At 43.6% G+C, this 18372-nt stretch carries 15 protein-coding genes and 2 pseudogenes; 8 read left to right on the top strand and 9 right to left on the bottom strand.

Annotated elements, in window-relative coordinates; genetic code table 11:
* Positions 1 to 441: 441 nt before the first annotated feature.
* The gene (locus O9323_RS07615; protein ID WP_288124905.1) at positions 442 to 2613 is read right to left on the bottom strand and encodes a glutamine synthetase III family protein; all 2172 of its coding nucleotides are present in this window, start codon (positions 2611 to 2613) and stop codon (positions 442 to 444) included.
* A gap of 341 nt (positions 2614 to 2954) precedes the next feature.
* On the opposite strand from O9323_RS07615, the gene O9323_RS07620 reads away from it, so the two are divergent.
* Positions 2955 to 3923 (top strand): PEP-CTERM sorting domain-containing protein, encoded by a 969-nt coding sequence (locus O9323_RS07620; protein ID WP_288124906.1) that lies wholly within the window; start codon positions 2955 to 2957, stop codon positions 3921 to 3923.
* Between the two features lie 56 nt (positions 3924 to 3979).
* Here O9323_RS07620 and O9323_RS07625 read toward each other — a convergent pair.
* Both O9323_RS07625 and O9323_RS07630 read right to left on the bottom strand, forming a co-directional pair.
* Positions 3980 to 4252, bottom strand: a pseudogene (locus O9323_RS07625) (Txe/YoeB family addiction module toxin).
* A complete protein-coding gene (locus O9323_RS07630; RefSeq protein ID WP_002753456.1) occupies positions 4236 to 4535 on the bottom strand; it encodes a type II toxin-antitoxin system Phd/YefM family antitoxin in 300 nt (99 codons plus the stop codon). The pseudogene O9323_RS07625 and the gene O9323_RS07630 overlap by 17 nt, the downstream one beginning before the upstream one ends.
* 245 nt (positions 4536 to 4780) lie before the next feature.
* On the opposite strand from O9323_RS07630, the gene O9323_RS07635 reads away from it, so the two are divergent.
* Positions 4781 to 5026, top strand: coding sequence for a type II toxin-antitoxin system HicB family antitoxin (locus tag O9323_RS07635; protein WP_002753457.1), 246 nt, complete (start codon positions 4781 to 4783; stop codon positions 5024 to 5026).
* Complete coding sequence (locus O9323_RS07640) at positions 5026 to 5247, top strand: type II toxin-antitoxin system HicA family toxin (protein WP_002732388.1); 222 nt, start codon at positions 5026 to 5028, stop codon at positions 5245 to 5247. The genes O9323_RS07635 and O9323_RS07640 overlap by 1 nt, the downstream gene beginning before the upstream one ends.
* A gap of 96 nt (positions 5248 to 5343) precedes the next feature.
* On the opposite strand, the gene O9323_RS07645 is transcribed toward O9323_RS07640, so the two are convergent.
* On the bottom strand, positions 5344 to 6780 hold the full coding sequence (locus O9323_RS07645) for a folate/biopterin family MFS transporter (RefSeq protein WP_002753459.1): 1437 nt from the start codon (positions 6778 to 6780) through the stop codon (positions 5344 to 5346).
* Between the two features lie 286 nt (positions 6781 to 7066).
* Between O9323_RS07645 and O9323_RS07650 the strand changes: the two genes are divergently transcribed.
* On the top strand, positions 7067 to 7654 hold the full coding sequence (locus O9323_RS07650) for a class I SAM-dependent methyltransferase (protein WP_002753461.1): 588 nt from the start codon (positions 7067 to 7069) through the stop codon (positions 7652 to 7654).
* A gap of 565 nt (positions 7655 to 8219) precedes the next feature.
* Here O9323_RS07650 and O9323_RS07655 read toward each other — a convergent pair.
* From O9323_RS07655 to crtE, 4 genes are all read right to left on the bottom strand, one after another.
* Positions 8220 to 8861 (bottom strand): DUF3226 domain-containing protein, encoded by a 642-nt coding sequence (locus O9323_RS07655; RefSeq protein WP_024970652.1) that lies wholly within the window; start codon positions 8859 to 8861, stop codon positions 8220 to 8222.
* A gap of 2 nt (positions 8862 to 8863) precedes the next feature.
* Positions 8864 to 10006 (bottom strand): AAA family ATPase, encoded by a 1143-nt coding sequence (locus tag O9323_RS07660; RefSeq protein ID WP_288124907.1) that lies wholly within the window; start codon positions 10004 to 10006, stop codon positions 8864 to 8866.
* Positions 10007 to 10070: 64 nt separating this feature from the next.
* Positions 10071 to 10523, bottom strand: a complete 453-nt coding sequence (locus tag O9323_RS07665; RefSeq protein WP_002748827.1) for a divergent PAP2 family protein — start codon at positions 10521 to 10523, stop codon at positions 10071 to 10073.
* Between the two features lie 17 nt (positions 10524 to 10540).
* Positions 10541 to 11470: a geranylgeranyl diphosphate synthase CrtE gene (crtE, locus tag O9323_RS07670; protein WP_002753468.1), complete on the bottom strand. Its 930-nt coding sequence runs from the start codon at positions 11468 to 11470 to the stop codon at positions 10541 to 10543.
* 401 nt (positions 11471 to 11871) lie between these two features.
* On the opposite strand from crtE, the gene O9323_RS07675 reads away from it, so the two are divergent.
* From O9323_RS07675 to O9323_RS07690, 4 genes and pseudogenes are all read left to right on the top strand, one after another.
* Positions 11872 to 13269, top strand: coding sequence for a serine/threonine protein kinase (locus O9323_RS07675; protein ID WP_149107920.1), 1398 nt, complete (start codon positions 11872 to 11874; stop codon positions 13267 to 13269).
* Between the two features lie 239 nt (positions 13270 to 13508).
* Positions 13509 to 14084, top strand: coding sequence for a peptide deformylase (gene def / locus O9323_RS07680; protein ID WP_110580238.1), 576 nt, complete (start codon positions 13509 to 13511; stop codon positions 14082 to 14084).
* 31 nt (positions 14085 to 14115) lie between these two features.
* Positions 14116 to 14313, top strand: a complete 198-nt coding sequence (locus O9323_RS07685) for a hypothetical protein (protein ID WP_002753472.1) — start codon at positions 14116 to 14118, stop codon at positions 14311 to 14313.
* A 367-nt stretch (positions 14314 to 14680) separates the two neighbouring features.
* Positions 14681 to 16353, top strand: a pseudogene (locus O9323_RS07690) (IS1634 family transposase).
* 550 nt (positions 16354 to 16903) lie between these two features.
* Here O9323_RS07690 and O9323_RS07695 read toward each other — a convergent pair.
* A complete protein-coding gene (locus O9323_RS07695) occupies positions 16904 to 18013 on the bottom strand; it encodes a DUF8189 domain-containing protein (RefSeq protein ID WP_288124908.1) in 1110 nt (369 codons plus the stop codon).
* Positions 18014 to 18372: the final 359 nt, after the last annotated feature.

The following is an 18372-nucleotide window of genomic DNA, read 5'->3' on the forward strand; positions in this document are numbered from 1 at the left end:
TCACGCCTAATCATGGATGGTTGGCAGTGGTCTCGATTCTGGTGTTAGGTTACACCTCGGAGCCTTCCGTTCCCCGCTTCAGTCCCAGAATTGTGATTTCTGAATCTGGGGGTGGCTATCGCCGTTACTCTCACCTTTGTAACAATTTGTGAATAATTGTTACAGAGTGTTTTGACCTTGAGTCCCTTTGCCTAGTTTGGTATCGAGTGATACTAAACGTCGGGACATATAAACAGTTATAAGGCTGGTCTAGGTTGACCTCTTAGATTCAGTCAGGGGACTGAAGACCTTACTAGGCGGTTATTTTTGGCATTTGGCTCCCTATTTCATGCCTAAACGTTTCGCACTACTTTTCTTAACATAACTTAAAACTACCAGAGATAAAAAGAAGGGGGTGGCCAATCATTTTTTCAGCCCATTTACCCCCTCCTTGTCGTCATGTTATTTAACAAACAACATTTCTTGATAGGTAGGTAGGGGCCAGAAATTGTCGGCCACTTCTCCTTCCAGCGTGTCAGCATATTCGCGCACCTTATCCATCAAGGGACGGATCGTTTGAGCGGAATGCTGCATATGTTCCTCGATCGAGTCAAAATCGTGTTTAGCAATGGCCTCACTCAGTTTGGCAACGCTATCCATCATTAACTTAATCAGATTCGAGACGGTTTGGGCGCTTTCCTTATTGATCTCGATGCCGATCGCCGCCGCGTTAGAGATCGCCGAGGACAATTCCGACAAGTAGCGAACAGCAGCCGGATAAATAATCGTTTTAGCCATACTCACCACCAGTTTCGCCTCCACTTCGATGGCCAGCAAATACTGTTCTGCATAGACATCAAAACGACTTTCCAGTTCAACGGGGGTAAGCACACCCATGCGGGTAAACAGTTCTTCAATATAATCGGCCCTCAGCACGGGTAAAGCATCGGCAGTGGTGCGGAGATTAGCTAAACCGCGCTCTTCTACCGCCATTTTGTGCCATTCCGGGGAATATCCGTTACCTCCGAAGATCACATTTCTGTGTTTGTCCATGATCTCCTTGAGAACACCCTGGGCAGCAGTATTGAGGTCTTCCCCAGCTTTCATCCGGCTTTCTAGGTTATCCGCCACCCAAGTCAGGGAATCGGCTAGAATCGTGTTCATCGCCACCAGCGGCCCGGAAACTGACTGATTAGAACCCACAGCGCGGAATTCAAAGCGATTGCCCGTAAAAGCAAAAGGAGAGGTACGATTGCGATCGCCAGGATCCTTGGGGAATACCGGCAGGGTATCGACACCGAGATCCATCAATCCCGGGGCATCAGAACCCTCAATTTGTCCTTGGCTAATTTGGTCGAATACCTTTTCTAACTGGCTGCCCAAATATACGGAAATAATGGCGGGAGGAGCTTCATTTGCCCCCAAACGGTGATCATTGCTGGCGGTAGCCACCACTGCGCGTAAAAGCGGCCCGTACTTGTGAACACCACGAATCACCGCCCCACAGAATAACAAAAACTGCATATTAGCGTGGGGAGTATCGCCCGGATCCAACAAATTGCCCTGGGTGGCGTTGCCGACAGACCAGTTAACGTGTTTTCCCGAACCATTAATTCCCGCAAAGGGTTTTTCGTGCAGTAGGCAAACAAAACCGTGTTTTTTAGCCGTACTTTTCAGCAAAGTCATAATTAACTGCTGATGGTCACTGGCCACGTTAGCAGCCTCGAAAAAGGGCGCAATCTCGAACTGTCCGGGGGCGACTTCATTATGGCGGGTTTTGGCCGGAATGCCGAGGCGATACATTCTTTCCTCTACTTCCTGCATAAACACCTGAACCCGTTCGGGAATCGCGCCAAAATAATGATCGTCGAACTGTTGACCCTTAGCGGCGGGTTTACCAAATAGGGTGCGACCGGTGAGCAATAAATCGGGGCGACTATGGGCAAAATGAGCATCGACTAGGAAATATTCCTGTTCAGCGCCGCAGCTGGAGTTAACGGGGACGACTTCCGTATGTCCTAATAGTTTAAGCACCCTGGTGGCGGCTTTACTCATCGATGAAATCGAGCGTAAAAGCGGCGTTTTTTTGTCGAGGGCCTCTCCTGTCCAAGAGATGAAAACCGTGGGGATACACAGGGTGACACCATTATCCGTCTCCATGACGTAGGCCGGACTGGTGACATCCCAAGCGGTGTAACCCCGCGCTTCAAAAGTGGAGCGAAGGCCGCCGTTAGGAAAGGAGGACCCATCCGGTTCCCCCTGTACTAAGACTTTGCCCGTAAATTCTGTGATCACTGAACCGTCGCTCTGCACGGAGATAAAACCATCGTGTTTTTCGGCGGTGGCGTTGGTCATCGGATAGAAGACATGAGCATAGTACAGCGCCCCTTTGGACGTGGACCAATCCTTCATCGCAGCCGCTACCGCACTGGCGATGGAAACGTCTAATTTTCCCCCGGTTAAAATCGTGTTTTTGACCGATTTGAATACATCTTTGGGAAGACTGGCCTGCATTTTGCTCAGGGTAAAAACATCGGTTGCCCACAGGGCCTCTAAACGCTGAGGAATTTTGCTAGGTAGGGGTTTACGATCCGTTACTTGAGAGATAGCTTGAACACGCGTTCCATAACTCATAAGTATTTTTCCTATTTTGTTGTGTCGTGGATGAAGGGTTACTTTACTTAGGCGATGACAAGTTTCCTACTGATTTTGATGTTGAATTCCGGTCAGAGGCTATTCTCCGCTTAATAATTTTGATCCCACGGCACAAGCTTCTCTGCGGTTTTTATCTGCTTGCGCCGGCCTCTTTTCCGATCAATGAGCAACACCAGCCTTAATCTTAAGAACAGATGATCGAGAGATTTGTATCAAACATTACAAATATCCCAAACCCTATCTTCCACCAGCGATCGCACCTCACCCCCTCTTGACCCAGAAGATTTGACGAAAAACAGAGATAAAACCCTATAAAATCGATGAAAACAGCGATATTTGACAAAATCGGGGGGGTTGATAGGCTTTTTCACATAATTTACCCGAATAAACCGATGGCTACTCAAAAAAGCTCATTCTTAAGCCGCTCCTGTTCCTTAAAGCCTGTCTCAGATTTTCTCGGGACAACAATCGGCATGGCCACTGCTGTCACCCTCGGAACGGTAGTTAGCTTGCCCGCACAGGCAACTACTCTATTTAGCCAGACAAATATCGTCACCAACCCAGGTGCAGGATTCAACGGCTCAGATGTCAGTCAAGCCTCTGCTACTGTGAATAGAGCGGGGCAGACTGCAACCAGTGATTTCCGCTTGGCACAAAGCTTTACCATTTCTGATGCAGGACTGTGGGCAATCGATACGGTATCGGTGATGGCTTACATGACATCAACCGGTTATGGGTTTCCCCCCACTTCACCTTTTACTGGCATCTCAGTTAATATTTGGGACAATGCCCCCGGTCTTGCCGGAAGTAATATTCTCGGTTCGTCCACAACTCTACTATCTACTAACTGGACTGGCGTTTACCGCACTTTTAATGGCGTGTTAGACAATGCCCAACGCCCGGTGATGAACATTGCCGCCAATTTCAGTGGTTCTGGTCTTACTCTCGCGCCAGGCACTTACTGGGCAGACTACCAACTAACGGGGCTGTCACCCACAGGAGGTACAACTGCTTTTACTCCTTTTCTAATGACAACTTCAGGGGGAAATCCCGTAACTCTAACTGGAAATGCACGGCAGTTTAACACCTCGGCTGCCCCAGGTGATTGGATTACCATCAGCGAGGGTAATCCGGCTCAAGGGCTTTCTCTTCCCTTAATCGTAACAGGACAGAACGTTCAAGTACAGCAAGTTCCCGAACCTACTACCGTTTTGGCGTTGGGACTGTTAGGCTTGGGTGCATTGGTTAAACGCCAGTTAAAGCCAAAGCAAGGCAGTGATAAAGCTTAATTGCCATAGAAAACGGGTTTCTTTGAGAAACCCGTTTTCTGGAATACATAAGCTGTTTAAGTATAGTGATATCGTGCTGCTAAAAACTCAATGCGGTCATCTTTGACTCGATAGACTAGACGGTGTTCTGTGGTAATTCGGCGTGACCAACTATTAGCTTCAAGATACTTTATGGGTTCTGGTTTGCCTATCCCAGTAAAGGGATCGGCGGTGACAGATTCTACGAGATTGAGTAGGCGAAAGGCGATTTTTTTATCTGTTTTGTACCACCATCTTAAATCTTCTCGAAATTAACTGTCAAAGACAATTGCCCTACTCTTGGCGTTCAATTCCTAACTCCTGACAAAGTTCTGTAACTGTCTGTCCCGGTATTGTTTTAACGTCCCTCTCCATTGAACGTTCCAGTGCTGCCAATAACTTTCGAGCATTCGCAGGTGATCGCAAAAGATAAACGGTTTCTAATAAGCCAGTTAATTCCTCTGCGCTTAATAGTGCCATATCTTTATGACCAGGGCGAGTAATAATCGCCATACTATTCTCGCTTTCCAATCGATCCAGAAGGCTCGCTAAATTTTCTTGAGCTTGAGTGTAGGTAGTTTGGATAGAAAACATAAGGCGAGGGCAACGAGTTGATTCGATTTTAGCTTATTTCATCAACTGAGAAAACGGGTTTCTTTGAGAAACCCGTTTTCTGGACTTAGGGCGATCGCTAGGGATTGCTAACTCGCGCTAGACTGGAATCAGTAGATTGGCCAGTATGGTAAGCTGAGAAAAATGGCAAAATTATCGCCAGAGTCAAAACAACTGATCATCAAATCGACAATCTTCGAGACAATCACCGAGCTTTATTCCTGTCAATGATGCTAACAAAATATCTAAAACAAGCAATGGAACTGGCAACCTATGAAGTTCTAGAAGACGGTACTTTTTATGGAGAAATTCCGGGATTTGAGGGAGTATATGCTAATGAAACAACTCTCGAAGCTACTAAGGAACAGTTACAGGAAGTTTTGGAAGGCTGGGTTATTTTAGGACTACGCTTACAGCATCAGTTACCGATTGTTGACGGTATCAATCTAACCCCTCAACAAAAAATCGCCTGATGCCACCTTTTGCCCCCATCAAAAGGAAAGAGTTAATTCGCCAGTTGAGAAAGCTGGGATTTTCTGGTCCTCTGGTAGGAGGAAATCATCAATATATGGTGCAGGGAAAATTAAAAATCTGGATTCCTAATCCACATCAAGGAGATATCAGTAAAAGCTTGCTGGCTAAAATTTTACAACAAGCAAATATTAGTAGAGAAGAATGGGAAAAATTACGTTAAACAATTCTGTCTTGGAAAAGTTAAAAACTGTTCTCAATTAAGCAAGATGAATGCCATAGAAAAGGGGTTTCTTTGAGAAACCCCTTTTCTGAACTGTCAATCTCTTGTCTCGATTAATTCGGGGACAAGTTCAGGAATAAAACCGGGTTCAGCTAAAGAACCAGTAACATGATGTTCAAAGACTTCTGCAGGGGGAAAAGTTTTCTTGACTTCCTGAGATTGCGGATCCGTAGAAGGTAGCCATTTAATTAGGGGTAAAGGTAGGAGAGTAGAGAGATTAGTAATCACTACCAATAACCAAAGGTTATCAAAATTAGTTTCGGTGACTCCCAACCAATGGGTTAATAAAGCTCCGATTTCTTGGGAAACTAATCCTGACATATTCCAGATAGACATTAATAAAGCGAATAGAGATGCTTCAATGCCCACGGGACAAAGACGGGCCGATAAAATTAGGACGGGTAAAAAGGCAATTTGTCCCATGACGGTGAGGATGAGACTATCCCCCAAACTAAACCAATGATCGTCAATACCGAGCGCTCGATTAGTATGGGTAACTAAGATTAGGGTAGTCATCCCTAAAAGTGCAGAAATCACCGTACTCCAACCCAAAATTAAACGAAAGGAAATCGCTTTTAAAAACCGTTGATATACCCAGATACCCAGGATCGAGGCTAAACTGGTGACTAAGCGCACTCGTCCTAAAAATTCTGGTTCAAATCCTAACTCGTTGGTGGTGAAGTAAAAAAAGGCAGAATCGGCGCTAGGAGTAGCCTGCCAGAGAAAAATAAAGGCAGTAGGTAATAAAATTGATTTTTGTCTAATTGCTGACCATAATTGCCCGATTTGCTCCTTGACTTTGGGCGTTGATTGTGCATCATTGTTATTCTTGATTTTTTCCTCTGTAATTAAAAACGCCATGGCTGAGGCAATCAGGGGAAAAATAGCGGTGAGAGCGAAGACAGGACGAGTGCCGAGGTGTGCCAGTAACCAACCACCGAGATAAGCCGTAATTAAGCCGCCTAACGCCGATATTCCCCAAGTTAAGGACTGTAGAGAACCGGATTGAGTGAAGGACTCTCTGCGGGCCCTTTCTACTACCAAAGAATCGACGATGACATCACTAATGGTGACAGAAAGGGAACCAAGCAGGATCGCCGCCGTCGCTTGCCAAGCATTCTCCACCACAGTGGCTAGGGCCAACCAAGCTAAAACCCCAAGAATTCCCGATAAAATGAGGTAGGGCCGACGACGATAGCCGAAAATAGGCAAACCATCCGAAAGAAAGCCAAAAGCTGGTTTAATCACCCAAGGAATCGCCGCCACTCCGATTAATGCCCCCATCTGGGAGGGACTCAAGGCCAAATCGTCTTTTAAAAAGAAGCTAACCGCTAATCGGGAGAGTCCGAGAATGCCCTGCACGAAATAAACCCCTAAAATGCCAATTAATTCGGGATTAGGGTCATTTCCGAACAAGATACTCTCTTTAAGGAATTTTTTCCCGCGATCGATGCCAAGGCGATTAATAAGCATGAAGTTTCATAAATATTTGTTACTGTCTCTATGATAATGATTGAGCGCTCAATCGGTGCGTTAGCTGTTAGGGTTTAACTGTTGAGCTTTAGGTTTTGGCGGTTGGGTATTGGGTTTTAGGGTTTTAGTTGAATTTCCCCATAAAAGGCTTATTGTCGTGTTATGGGGAAAGTTTTTTGCGATCGCTCTATTAATATACGGAAAGATTTTTTTTAATGTGTATTTGATGTGATACAGGGAAACTTTCCGTATAATCCTCAGTTAGGTTTACCAACAAAGGCGAGAGATGAAAAAAGTTCTAAACGTAGGTGGCAACAGCAAGGCGATTCCGCTTCCGCCCCAATATTCAGAATTTGAACACTTGCTGCTCGATATTGACCCGAAAGGTTCACCAGATATTGTGTGCGATGCGCGTAATCTTACCACCCTTGAAAGTGGTCAGTTTGACGCTGTTTACTGCTCACATAACCTTGAACACTACTACCGACACGATGTACAGAGAGTCCTAGCTGGGTTCCTACACGTACTTAAGGACGGCGGTTTTGCACATATTCGGGTCCCGGACATCCAGGAACTGATGCGGATCACAATTGACAGGGGTTTAGATATTGATGATGTCCTGTATCAATCACCGGCAGGGCCAATTATGGTTCTAGATGTCCTTTACGGTTATAGCGTTGAAATCGAGCGCAGTAAAAAAGACTTTTTTGCCCATAAGACCGGTTTTACACATAAATCGTTGTTGAAAGCCTTGCAAAAGGCGGGCTTTTCAAAGATATATAGTGCCGCTGGCAATCTTGAAGTGTCTGCTTTGGCATTCAAAGTGGCGCCAGACCATGATACACGATTACTTTTCAACCTCCCTCCTGACTAACAGCAATCGTTTTGTATGGCCTACCTAGGGTTTGCTAAATAATGGTAAAACCCTTTCAAAATAAGGCTTTTGACCTGTTAAAACCCGATTTTAGTGAAAGAAAATAGTGCGATCGCTATTGCCGTAGCCGTAGGGTGCGTTCCCTAAGGTCAGTTCTACTACTGCACCGATCGATTTTGGGGAACGCACCCTACTCATTCATTAAAGTTGATAAGTCTAGGTGATCTAATATCCTCTGCCAGATTAGCACTTAATTGGGGATAGATCATCTACTTCTTACATTAGTATGATCGCTGCTCTGGTAGTGGTGGAGGGTTCATAAAAAAATGTGCTAATCGGCATAACAGACTTATTGTCGTGTTATTGGGAAATTTTCTTGCGATCGCTCTATTTGAGGGTAATATAGTGCGATCGCATCGCCTCCTAGGTTGGGTTGAGCGCAACAATAGCGGGTCGAAAATACCTCAAGTCGCTTGTTTAAGCGAAACCCAACCACCCCAAAGGTTACTCTTGCTTGGGTTGACTACAATAGTTGCTGTCATTCCCATCTGGAGCCATAGTTCTCTCAAATCTCGTATAACTCCTGTAACCATCTCAAAAAATTTGCTGATTGGGGATGGGATTGATTAAGTATTCTTTGTTTTACTGCATCGTGAAGTTGTTTCCCCGGCGGATCTTGCCAAGCTAAATAGGTATGAATATTAGCCTTATCTAGATGATAATCTCTATAGGTTGCCCCTTGTTGTTTTGCCTCTATCACCTTGTTTTGTGTATATTGCCAAAGATTATTATCGGGAACTAAATAGGCTAAAAAAGTCTCTAACATCCCTCTCGATTGATTATCGGGCATCATCCACACACCGAATTTTATACCCGATTCTAGAGTTATAATTAATCCCGCTGCTGGTAAATTTTGAGGTAAGTTAGGTATATTTGGTAAACAGGCATTATATAAACTTTTCCAACGATTATCAGGTTCTTCGTCTGCATCTATGACAATTCCTAAATGAGTTAGTCCGTTAGGAGTTTTTAGTTGTGCAGAGATGTATTTAGGTTTTAGTAAATTTTCAACACCATCACAATTTATGATATTCAGTGGCTCTTCCCCTCTATTCCAAGTAACTCCATTTGCTTCCATTAATTGGGGAATAACTCTCAATTCCTCTGCACCTTCCACTAATAACTTTTTTGTCTCTATTTTAGGCATTGTTACCGCACCTCAAGATTACTTGTAGCGGCAATAACAATTTCTTCTGGATCAAAGATTACAGATTGGCTTTTTTCCTTATCTATCCTTTGAATAGTAATCTCGTTATCGGTAATTTTTTCTTCGGTAATTAATTCGGCTAAACTTTGCCAACAATCCCGGCTGTGAGTGGTGGCGAATACCTGAATATTGAGTTTTTTAGCGGTTTCCCAGACGACTTTCCACATATCAGTCATGACAGTAAAGTGCAATCCGCTATCAATTTCATCAACTAATAAAATTCCATTTTCAAGATTAACCATCGCTAAAACTAATCCTAACATTCGCCAAAATCCATCACCTAAACTGCCAATAGGTATAGGTTGATCATGATTTTTAATTTTGATTAAAAACCCACCTCTAACACCTAGGTTATTTGCAGTTGAATACTTGCCAGAACCAATACTGGCTATTCTTTCAATTTTTGGCTCAATAATTTTCAAAGATTCAATAATTAAATCTTCTAAAGGAGAGAGAACAATGTTGTCAAAAAGTGCCGCCATATCAGAACTTGTTAGAGAAAATGGTGTTAAGAACCTCAATTCAATTTTATTATCAATACCTATTTTATGGGAAATTCTGCTTAAACTAGCCATTCTTCTTATGGAATCTCTGGCAAGAGTACCGTTGGCAAGAAGTTCCAGTTCAATAGGTTTTTGTGATTGACTCCATCTAATACTTAAAAGAAGTTTATTCCATTCCTCATCGTCGAAAATATTATCATTATTTAAATCATCATTTTTGTCTGAAAATAGAGATAGTTGTATAGGAATACTTTTAACAGAAATAGTAACACTTTCCTGATGTGATTCCCTAGATCCAATGATAATAATTTCCTTACTTGGGATGATTTCATGCCCAGGAAATAAATGACAAATTTCAAAAACTTTAGTGCGATTACTTTCTGACCAACTAAACTCGCCTCTATAGCTAATAGTTTCAAGAAATATATCCAGATTATTTTGGACATACAAAAACTGAATTGCTTCTAAAATAGAAGTTTTACCGCTATTATTTTTACCTACTAAGAGATTAATTCGACCAAGATTGGCCATCTCAAAACTTTGAAAACCGCGAAAGCCTTCAATTTTTAGGGATTGTAACATGAGTGATTACCCCGGATTTTCCGTTATTAAATCTAGTTTATCTCAACCTCAGAAAACACCTCAATTAATGACAGAGCAGCACCATGGCGATACCGATACCCAAACTTAAACCGACCAGCACCTGAAAAGGAGTATGACCAATTAATTCCTTTAAACGTTCCTCGTTAAATTCCTTGCCCTCCTGGAACATTTCATCGATAATTTGATTGAGAATCCGGGCCTGTTTTCCTGCTGCCTGACGCACTCCGGCCGCATCATACATAACAATAACCGCAAAAAGCGCAGCGATTGCAAATTCGGCACTAGACCAACCCATCTGTAATCCTACCCCAGTAGCCAAGGCCCCCACCAGTGCCGAGTGAGCGCTAGGCATTCCCCCCGACGAGACTAGATAGCGCAGACTCACCTTACCATCGCGGATTAACTCAATCAGCGCTTTTAGTCCCTGGGCAGTGAAACAAGCTAAAAGAGAGACTAGCAGTATTTGATTGTGTAACACCTGCTCGAAGTCCTGCATAATCTCATTCGTTTAATTTAATTTTTACGATTAACAATATACTCGGCGATGGCCCGTAAAGGTTCAGCAGCCTCATCGTAGCTACTCAATTCATTGATGGCACTATCTATTAAATGTTGAGCTTGCTGGCGGGACCCTTCTATCCCCCAGAGACTAGGATAGGTGGCTTTTTGTGCCTGTAGATCCTTGCCGGCGGTTTTGCCCAATTCCTCCTTTGTCGCCGTGATATCGAGAACATCATCGATAATTTGGAAAGCCAAGCCAATATTTTGGGCATAACGGGCTAATTTAGCTATATCTTCCCCTTTTGCCCCCGCTAAAACCGCCCCCGACACCACAGAAGTCTCCAACAAGGCCCCCGTTTTCTGAGTATGGATAAAACCGAGAGTTTCTGCCGAAATATCTGGTTTTCCTTCGGATTCCAAGTCTAAAACCTGACCTCCCACCAAACCCGCTGCCCCGACCGTGCGACCTAAACGGGCAATTACCTCTAAAATCTGTAGGGGAGGTACATTAAGAGTCTGGGTAGCCACATACTCGAAAGCGTAGGCCAGGAGACCATCCCCGGCTAAAATAGCGATATCTTCGCCAAAAACCTTGTGATTGGTTAATTTCCCGCGTCGGTAATCATCGTTATCCATGGCGGGTAAATCGTCATGAATTAATGACATAGTGTGAATCATTTCTAGGGCGCAAGCGGTGGGTAAAGCCATCTCTAGGGAACCCCCCATCAATTCACAGGTAGCCAGACATAAAATCGGCCGCAGACGTTTGCCACCAGCGAGGAGAGAATAGCGCATCGCCTCGTAGATTTTGGCAGGATTGCCGATAACTAAAGAGCTATCTAAAGCTGACTCGACAATCAACCGCTTTTCCTCCAGATAGGAAGCCAGAGAAAAGCTCTCGTTTTTCCTCACTTCTACTCCTCGTTCGCCCCTAGTAACCATGTCTTTTTGTCTTGAACCGACTGCTTTTAAAACTATATCAGGAAACTCCACCTCGATGGGAATTAAACTGATTGCTCCCTTGTCCCCTAAGCTGTTGACTGTCTAAATTACGCCTTCAGACTACATGGCAGCGCCGCAGTTGCTATTCTGAACATTTGTACTAAAATTCCCCAGGCCGAGAGAGGTCAATTTTTTTTGATGCCTATTTTCTCTTTTACCTGAAAAAATACCTCCCCCAGTCCAGAGATTAGCGAAAAACGGGTGATACAATTGAATTTCGCCGCAGTTATCCTGGGAGATGTTGAAGTTTTGATGATTCGGTCAAACTTCCGTTTTCTTAACTTGCAGTTGAGAAATTTCTCGATTAACCTATAATTAGGATTATCCTAGAAATATATTGTATGCTGCCAGGGCAAATTTTAGGCGATCGATACCAAATTCAAAATCAGTTAGGTAAACAAACTGGAAGACGCACTTTTCTCGCCCAAGATCTAAAAACGGGCGCTACTGTTGTCGTCAAATTATTAATCTTCAGTCCCGATTTTGAATGGACAGATTTAAAACTTTTTGAACGGGAGGCCGAAACTCTTAAACATCTAGATTGTCGCTCGATTCCCGAATATATCGACTATTTTGAAGTTCGTACCGATACCTATCAAGGTTTTGCCCTTGTTCAGAGTTATATCGAGGCTAAATCTCTCAAGGAACAGATAGAAAATGGCCGCAAATTTAGTGAATCAGACCTGCAAGAATTAGCTAAATCTATCCTAGGTATTTTAATTTATCTCCATGGACTTAACCCGCCAATTATCCACCGGGATTTGAAACCTAGTAATATCTTATTAAAAGATCGATCGGGTCATAGTATCGGCAATGTTTATTTAATTGATTTTGGTTCTGTCCAGACTGTTGCCCAACAGGAACAGGCCACTTTAACTATCGTCGGAACCTACGGTTATATGCCCCCAGAACAATTCGGTGGTCGCACCGTTGCCGCTTCTGATTTATACAGTTTAGGAGCCACTTTAATCTATCTAGCTACAGGCATTCATCCCGCCGATTTACCCCAAAAAGATGGCAAAATTCAATTAAATAATTTAGCCAATTTAAGCCCTGCTTTTGTTCATTGGTTAGGACAGTTAATTGAACCTAGTCTCGAAAAAAGGTTTGTTTCAGCACAGACAGCCAATCAAGCTTTAAATACTCTCCACGAAATGCAATTAACTTCCTCCAACCTTGAAAAACCCGCAGGGAGTCGGGTACAGTTGCAAAAAAGCGAGGAGAAAATTAAAATATCTTTACCTCCCGAAGGTTTTACCCCTAAATTAATTTATCTTGGAACCTTTGCCATCGCTTGGAATGCTTTTTTATTAGTATGGACAGGAGGAACCGTTTCTATTCCTCTGTGGATGAGTTGGTTTTTTCTGCTCTTTTCCTTGCCCTTTTGGTATGCGGGTTTAGGAATGCTTTACCAGATTATTTATTGTCTCAAAGGGGAGGAAATTATCACTATTGATAGGGAAGAAATTGTGGCCATTCAGCGAATTTGGGGTTTGACACTTCCGGGCAAAAAGAAAATGGCACGGGAACATATTAATAAACTGGTGAAAGCTGATAGTTATCATACCAAAGATGGTGATGGCGATCGAGTTTATGTACCGATGGCTTTAACTATTTGGGTGGGGACTAAAGAATATACTATTAGCAGTAAAACAAAAGAATATCTGAGTAAACCCGAAATTGAATGGTTAGCAGCGGAATTAAGCCAATGGCTAGGAATGCCAATTACTAATAAGTAGCCAGTTACAATCAGCTTTTTTCTCCCTTCTCCCCACTCCCCCACGGATTACTGTTTACTGCTTACTGATAACTGAAAAATCTCCCCACTCCCCACTTCCCACCCCCTGATATGGACGAACTGTCTGTGATCGGTGTAAAATTTTATGAAGAGTCTCGGCTTTTTTCTCCCTTTTCCTGAGAAATCCCCCAGAGCCAGTGACTAAGATCAAAATTGTGCATCCCATCGATAATTAAGTTTATGAGCGCCACTATTACCGTAGAAAAACGCAAATTAGAAAAACCCCCTTTAGAACTGCATTATCTCGGCGATCGAGTCCTGCGTCAACCGGCCAAGCGGATTGCTAAAGTCGATGACAGCATTCGTCAATTAGCCAGAGAAATGCTGCAAACTATGTATAGTGCCAATGGTATCGGGTTAGCAGCCCCGCAAGTGGCAGTCAATAAACAATTGATTGTCATCGATTGTGAACCCGATAAACCCGAAAATACGCCCTTAATTCTGATTAATCCCCAAATTATCGGTTATAGTCGGGAATTGTGCAAAGCGGAAGAGGGTTGTTTGAGTATTCCCGATGTGTTTTTAGATGTCATCCGTCCCCAAGCGATCGAAGTGAGTTATAAAGATGAACAGGGGAAACCGCGAAAACTGCAAGCTAACGGTTTACTAGCGCGGGTAATTCAACACGAAATGGATCATCTTAATGGTGTCATGTTCGTGGACAGAGTAGATAACGATTTGGCACTCAATGAAGAATTAAAAAAACACGGTTTTTCCGTGCAAGCGGTGAAACCCGTCGAGAAAGTGACAAAATAAAGGCATTAGTTAATTTAGGTGAGGAGTGAAGATGACCCCGAAAAGCGGCGTTTTATTGTTATTATCCTGTGTTACAGCGATCGCTGGTGTGGGTTGTGTCTTTGAAATTAGTTCGGGAGAACCGGATTTAGGCAATACCACCACTGGCTTAATTCTAGCGGCAAGTGTACCATTAACAGCCCTATTTTTTTGGGCGGCGGTTAAAGACACGAGAGCCAATTACAAATAGAATAAATTCCCCTCGTTTATCTAAAAATTGGCATAATTTTCACGAGCAGAAGAGAGAATTTATTTCTCTCTTTTGTCTGTTTTAATTACAGGATAAATTGCCAGAAAAAGTTAAGTACCTCAGCAAAATTAATTACACATATCTAACCCCGCTCTTGCCTATTGCCTATTGCCTATCTTCACTAGGAAATTAATTTTGCACGACTACTTACTACCCACATTCCGCACCCTCAACTGTCACATAAGCTGTCCCCCTCCAGAGACTTGAGTAAAAATACTTAGCTGGTGAAGGTTTTCTCGGCACCAGCTAGGGGGGTCTTGAAACCCCTAATTATGAAAAAATAGGAATTGTTGGAAAACTGAGGCGAGTGGACTGTTCGACCAGGAATCAATCAACAGAAATTGAAGTCAAAAATCTAGACCATCTGGGATTAGTAGCCGGAATTATCGATGAAATAGGAATCGTTGAAATTATCAACGAACAAGTCTCAATTGAGCGAGGAGAAATTGTCACAGCGGGGCAAGTCGTCAAAGCAATTATCCTGAACGGATTGGGATTTGTCTCCCGGGCCTTGTATTTATTTCCTCAATTTTTTGAAGATAAAGCAACCGAACATCTGCTGGGAGAGGGCATCGAACCCAAACAATTAAATGATGATAAAATTGGTCGAGTAATGGACAAACTTTATCAACTTAATGTTTCGGTCATTTTCCTACTCATTAGTTTAGCCGCCGTGAAAAAATTTGGTGTAGCAACCGAGAATTCCCATTTAGATTCGACTTCTCTATCAGTAGAAGGAGAATATAAAAAGGAATACCCAACAGTAGAAATCCTGAAATCAGGAGCAGTGGGAGAAGAAATTGAAACCAGACAAAAGCCAATAAAAATTACCTACGGATACTCCCGCGACCGAAGACCTGACTTAAAACAATTTATGATTGACTTAATCGTAAGTGGGGATGGAGATGTACCTTTATTCCTGAAAGTAGGTGACGGAAATGAAGCGGACAAAGCGGTTTTTGGTCAAATCGCCCGAGAATTTAAAAAACAAGTTTACTTTGACAGTTTAATAATCGGCGATAGCGCCCTCTATAGCAAAGAGAATTTAAAACTAATGAGAGAAATGCGTTGGTTGTATCGAGTCCCCTTCAGCATTAAAGAGGCTCAAAAGTTAGTCGATAGCATCTCAGAAAAAGAGTTAACCGATTCAGAAATACCGGGTTATTCCTGGCAGGAAACAAGCTCTAACTATGGGGGGATAGAACAAAGATGGTTGCTAGTTGAAAGTCAAGCTAGACAAGAATCAGACTTGAAAAAATTAGAAAAAAAATCGAGCAAGAAAAGAATTCTGCCCAAGAAAAAATCCGGCAACTATCCCGAAGAGAATTTGAGAATAGAGCGGTGGCGTTGGCGATATTCAAGGGATTATCTGACTCCTTAAAATATCATCAGTTAACGGAGATTAAAGTCAATCTCATTCCGCCTGAGTCCCAGGGGTCAAAACTCAAATCAAAAGACGATTTACCCTCTCAAAGCTATCAAGTTCAAGCCGAATTAGAGTTAAATTTGCCAGCCATTGAGAGGCTAAAGAAACGAGCAGGACGATTCGTTTTAGCAACTAACAAATTGGAGAAAAAACGATTGAGCAGTGAGGATATACTCAAAAAATATAAAGGGCAACAAGCTCCGGAAAGAGGATTTTCTTTTCTCAAAGACCCCTGCTTTTTTGCCCACAGTGTCTTTCTCAAATCTCCCCACAGAATTGAGGTCATGGCCATGCTCATGGGCTTGTGCCTGCTGGTTTATACTATTGGTCAAAGACAAGTTCGTCTGAACTTAAAACAGCAGGAGACGGGACTGAAAAATCAGTTGGGTAAGTTAACTGACCGACCAACATTACGCTGGATATTTCAGAACTTTCAAGGGATTCATCTCCGACCTATTCAAGACAATCAAAAGATTAGTAACTTAACGGATGAGAGGCGCAACATTTTGAGATTCTTTCCCAAACCTTGCCAGGAATATTATCTCTTATCTTGACCAGATGGATTGACTTCAAGGGGTAATGAAACTTAAGCACTACTCGAACATCTCGCCGCTAGATGTTAAGTCTGATTGCCCAGTAATTCTCAACAAGCACTGTTTATTGAGAATGACCGGGGGAACTCTGAAATTTTCGGCTTAGTTGCCGGCAGCTTGCCGCCAACTCACTCCTCTAGATAAGTATTTTGGCTCACGCCCCTTCCTCTTTTGAGACGTTGTGACACTTAGGGTGCGGAATGTGGGCTTCAATAAATGTGCATGGTGCGTTCCCCAAAATCTCTTGGTGGAGCAGTAGGAGCCACATTAGGGAACGCACCCTACGGCGATGGCGATCGCACTGAGGGCTGACAACCGCGCTCAGGGGCTGCCATTAACCTCAAACTCAGCACCAGCGGCGTCTGCAAGCCATTAGGGAGAGAAAAGACACCTCCGGTACCTTGGAGGTCAGAAGTTCAAATCCTCTATCAAGTAATAACCAGAGGCTTGCATGAAAATTCTGGGGCATGTTTTAAAACAGATCCCAGTAGCCGAACCAGTAAGAATAGGTTTAAAGAGGGAACCATCCTGACCACGCCGGGTTTTCAACGCGAGGATCGTAATACTGGCTCCATACCTTTCGGTCATGGCCGACCACAAACAATGTCACCCCACCGGGCACTCCGCTGATGGCAGTTACCACCGATGTTGGTGGAAATGTGTTATCTCCGAGGGGGAACCAATCAGACCATTTAGCATCTGCAATTCTGGGATCATAGAACTTGCTCCAAATTCGGCCATCTAAACCGACAACGAAGAGACTGGCTGCGCCGGGTAATGAGCTAACGGCAGACACGTTTGTGGTTTCTGGGGAAACGCCACCCCCTAACTCAAACCATCCTGACCATGCTGGATTCTCAACGCGGGGATCATAATACTGGCTCCACACCTTTCGATCACCCTTGATCGCAAACAATGTCACCCCACCGGGCACTCCGCTGATGGCAGTTACCGATAATAAATCTGCCAGATCTACTTGAAGAGCTGATGAAGAGCTGCCAATCTTAGAAAGAGCAGCAGCGGATGTTCCTAATGGGGACGGTTTTCCATCGCTGTTTAAGGCGACACCGCCCGAAAATACGATGTAATACAAGGAATTTTCTTGTTTGCTTCCCACAAATATACCTGTAGCAGTGTCAGGTTCACCCCCTCTCCCTGCAAGCTCATGGCTAATCACAGAGAGACTACCAAGAATATCATCGTCACTTCCAGTATCTCTTTCCCAAAAATAAACTGTTATCGTCCTATCGTATGGAATTGGTAGATCAAGAGTGATTCGAGGTGTTTGATTACCCAATTCAAAATAGTCTTCTTGTAAAGGCCATACCTTCTGCTGTCTCTCCTGGTCAGAAAGACTTATATAGAAATCATCTGAGCCGTCAAGACCGAAGCTGTCAATCAGATCGGTCACCTCCTTCCATACGTCTCCCGCCACGTTTATTGCATCTTTCAGCACCTTCAAAGGCATCAACCCTGTTATCGCTCCAGCCGTTCCTAGCAACCTATTCTGAGCGTCCAAGATGTTACCTAGAAGTTTCGAGAACGCTTTATCATTCTCTTTCCAGAAAAGACCTGTACCTGTTGTTATACATTCTATATACAGAATTCGAAGTGTCGGCATGATTGCATCCTCCAGTAATTTCTACTTGATTTTCAAAGATAAGCTTAGCACCTAATTTCTGGGCTGGCGTCCCCCGGATCTGACTGAGGGACACATCTCTGAGAACCCTTGCAAAAGTATGGGTCTCAAGTCAATGGGGTGGGCAGGGAGCCATGGGGGGTTGGGGCTGCGAAACCAATCCACAGCCCCTCTCTAGGCGACCGAATCATAGTGACTGTCTTCTAAGAAACTAGAATTTTAGGCAGAGTCAGACTGAGTTTCTAAGATAAGCTTAGCACCTAATTTCTGGGCTTTGCGTTGCAAATTGTGAAGAAGTCGCTGACGATACCGTTCATCCTCTTGTTCTGGTGGAATTGCAG

The sequence above is a fragment of the Microcystis sp. LE19-131.1A genome (assembly GCF_027532015.1).
GTDB lineage: Bacteria > Cyanobacteriota > Cyanobacteriia > Cyanobacteriales > Microcystaceae > Microcystis > Microcystis ichthyoblabe_A.

Bases quoted from the DNA above. Each gene is read 5' to 3' on its own strand.
- O9323_RS07615 (WP_288124905.1), bottom strand. From the start codon at position 2,613: ATGAGTTATGGAACGCGTGTTCAAGCTATCTCTCAAGTAACGGATCGT.
- O9323_RS07655 (WP_024970652.1), bottom strand. From the start codon at position 8,861: ATGCCTAAAATAGAGACAAAAAAGTTATTAGTGGAAGGTGCAGAGGAA.
- O9323_RS07640 (WP_002732388.1), top strand. From the start codon at position 5,026: ATGCCACCTTTTGCCCCCATCAAAAGGAAAGAGTTAATTCGCCAGTTG.
- def (WP_110580238.1), top strand. From the start codon at position 13,509: ATGAGCGCCACTATTACCGTAGAAAAACGCAAATTAGAAAAACCCCCT.
- O9323_RS07660 (WP_288124907.1), bottom strand. From the start codon at position 10,006: ATGTTACAATCCCTAAAAATTGAAGGCTTTCGCGGTTTTCAAAGTTTT.
- O9323_RS07685 (WP_002753472.1), top strand. From the start codon at position 14,116: ATGACCCCGAAAAGCGGCGTTTTATTGTTATTATCCTGTGTTACAGCG.
- O9323_RS07630 (WP_002753456.1), bottom strand. From the start codon at position 4,535: ATGTTTTCTATCCAAACTACCTACACTCAAGCTCAAGAAAATTTAGCG.
- O9323_RS07675 (WP_149107920.1), top strand. From the start codon at position 11,872: ATGCTGCCAGGGCAAATTTTAGGCGATCGATACCAAATTCAAAATCAG.
- O9323_RS07650 (WP_002753461.1), top strand. From the start codon at position 7,067: ATGAAAAAAGTTCTAAACGTAGGTGGCAACAGCAAGGCGATTCCGCTT.
- O9323_RS07620 (WP_288124906.1), top strand. From the start codon at position 2,955: ATGAAAACAGCGATATTTGACAAAATCGGGGGGGTTGATAGGCTTTTT.
- O9323_RS07695 (WP_288124908.1), bottom strand. From the start codon at position 18,013: ATGCCGACACTTCGAATTCTGTATATAGAATGTATAACAACAGGTACA.
- O9323_RS07635 (WP_002753457.1), top strand. From the start codon at position 4,781: ATGATGCTAACAAAATATCTAAAACAAGCAATGGAACTGGCAACCTAT.
- O9323_RS07665 (WP_002748827.1), bottom strand. From the start codon at position 10,523: ATGCAGGACTTCGAGCAGGTGTTACACAATCAAATACTGCTAGTCTCT.
- O9323_RS07645 (WP_002753459.1), bottom strand. From the start codon at position 6,780: ATGCTTATTAATCGCCTTGGCATCGATCGCGGGAAAAAATTCCTTAAA.
- crtE (WP_002753468.1), bottom strand. From the start codon at position 11,470: ATGGTTACTAGGGGCGAACGAGGAGTAGAAGTGAGGAAAAACGAGAGC.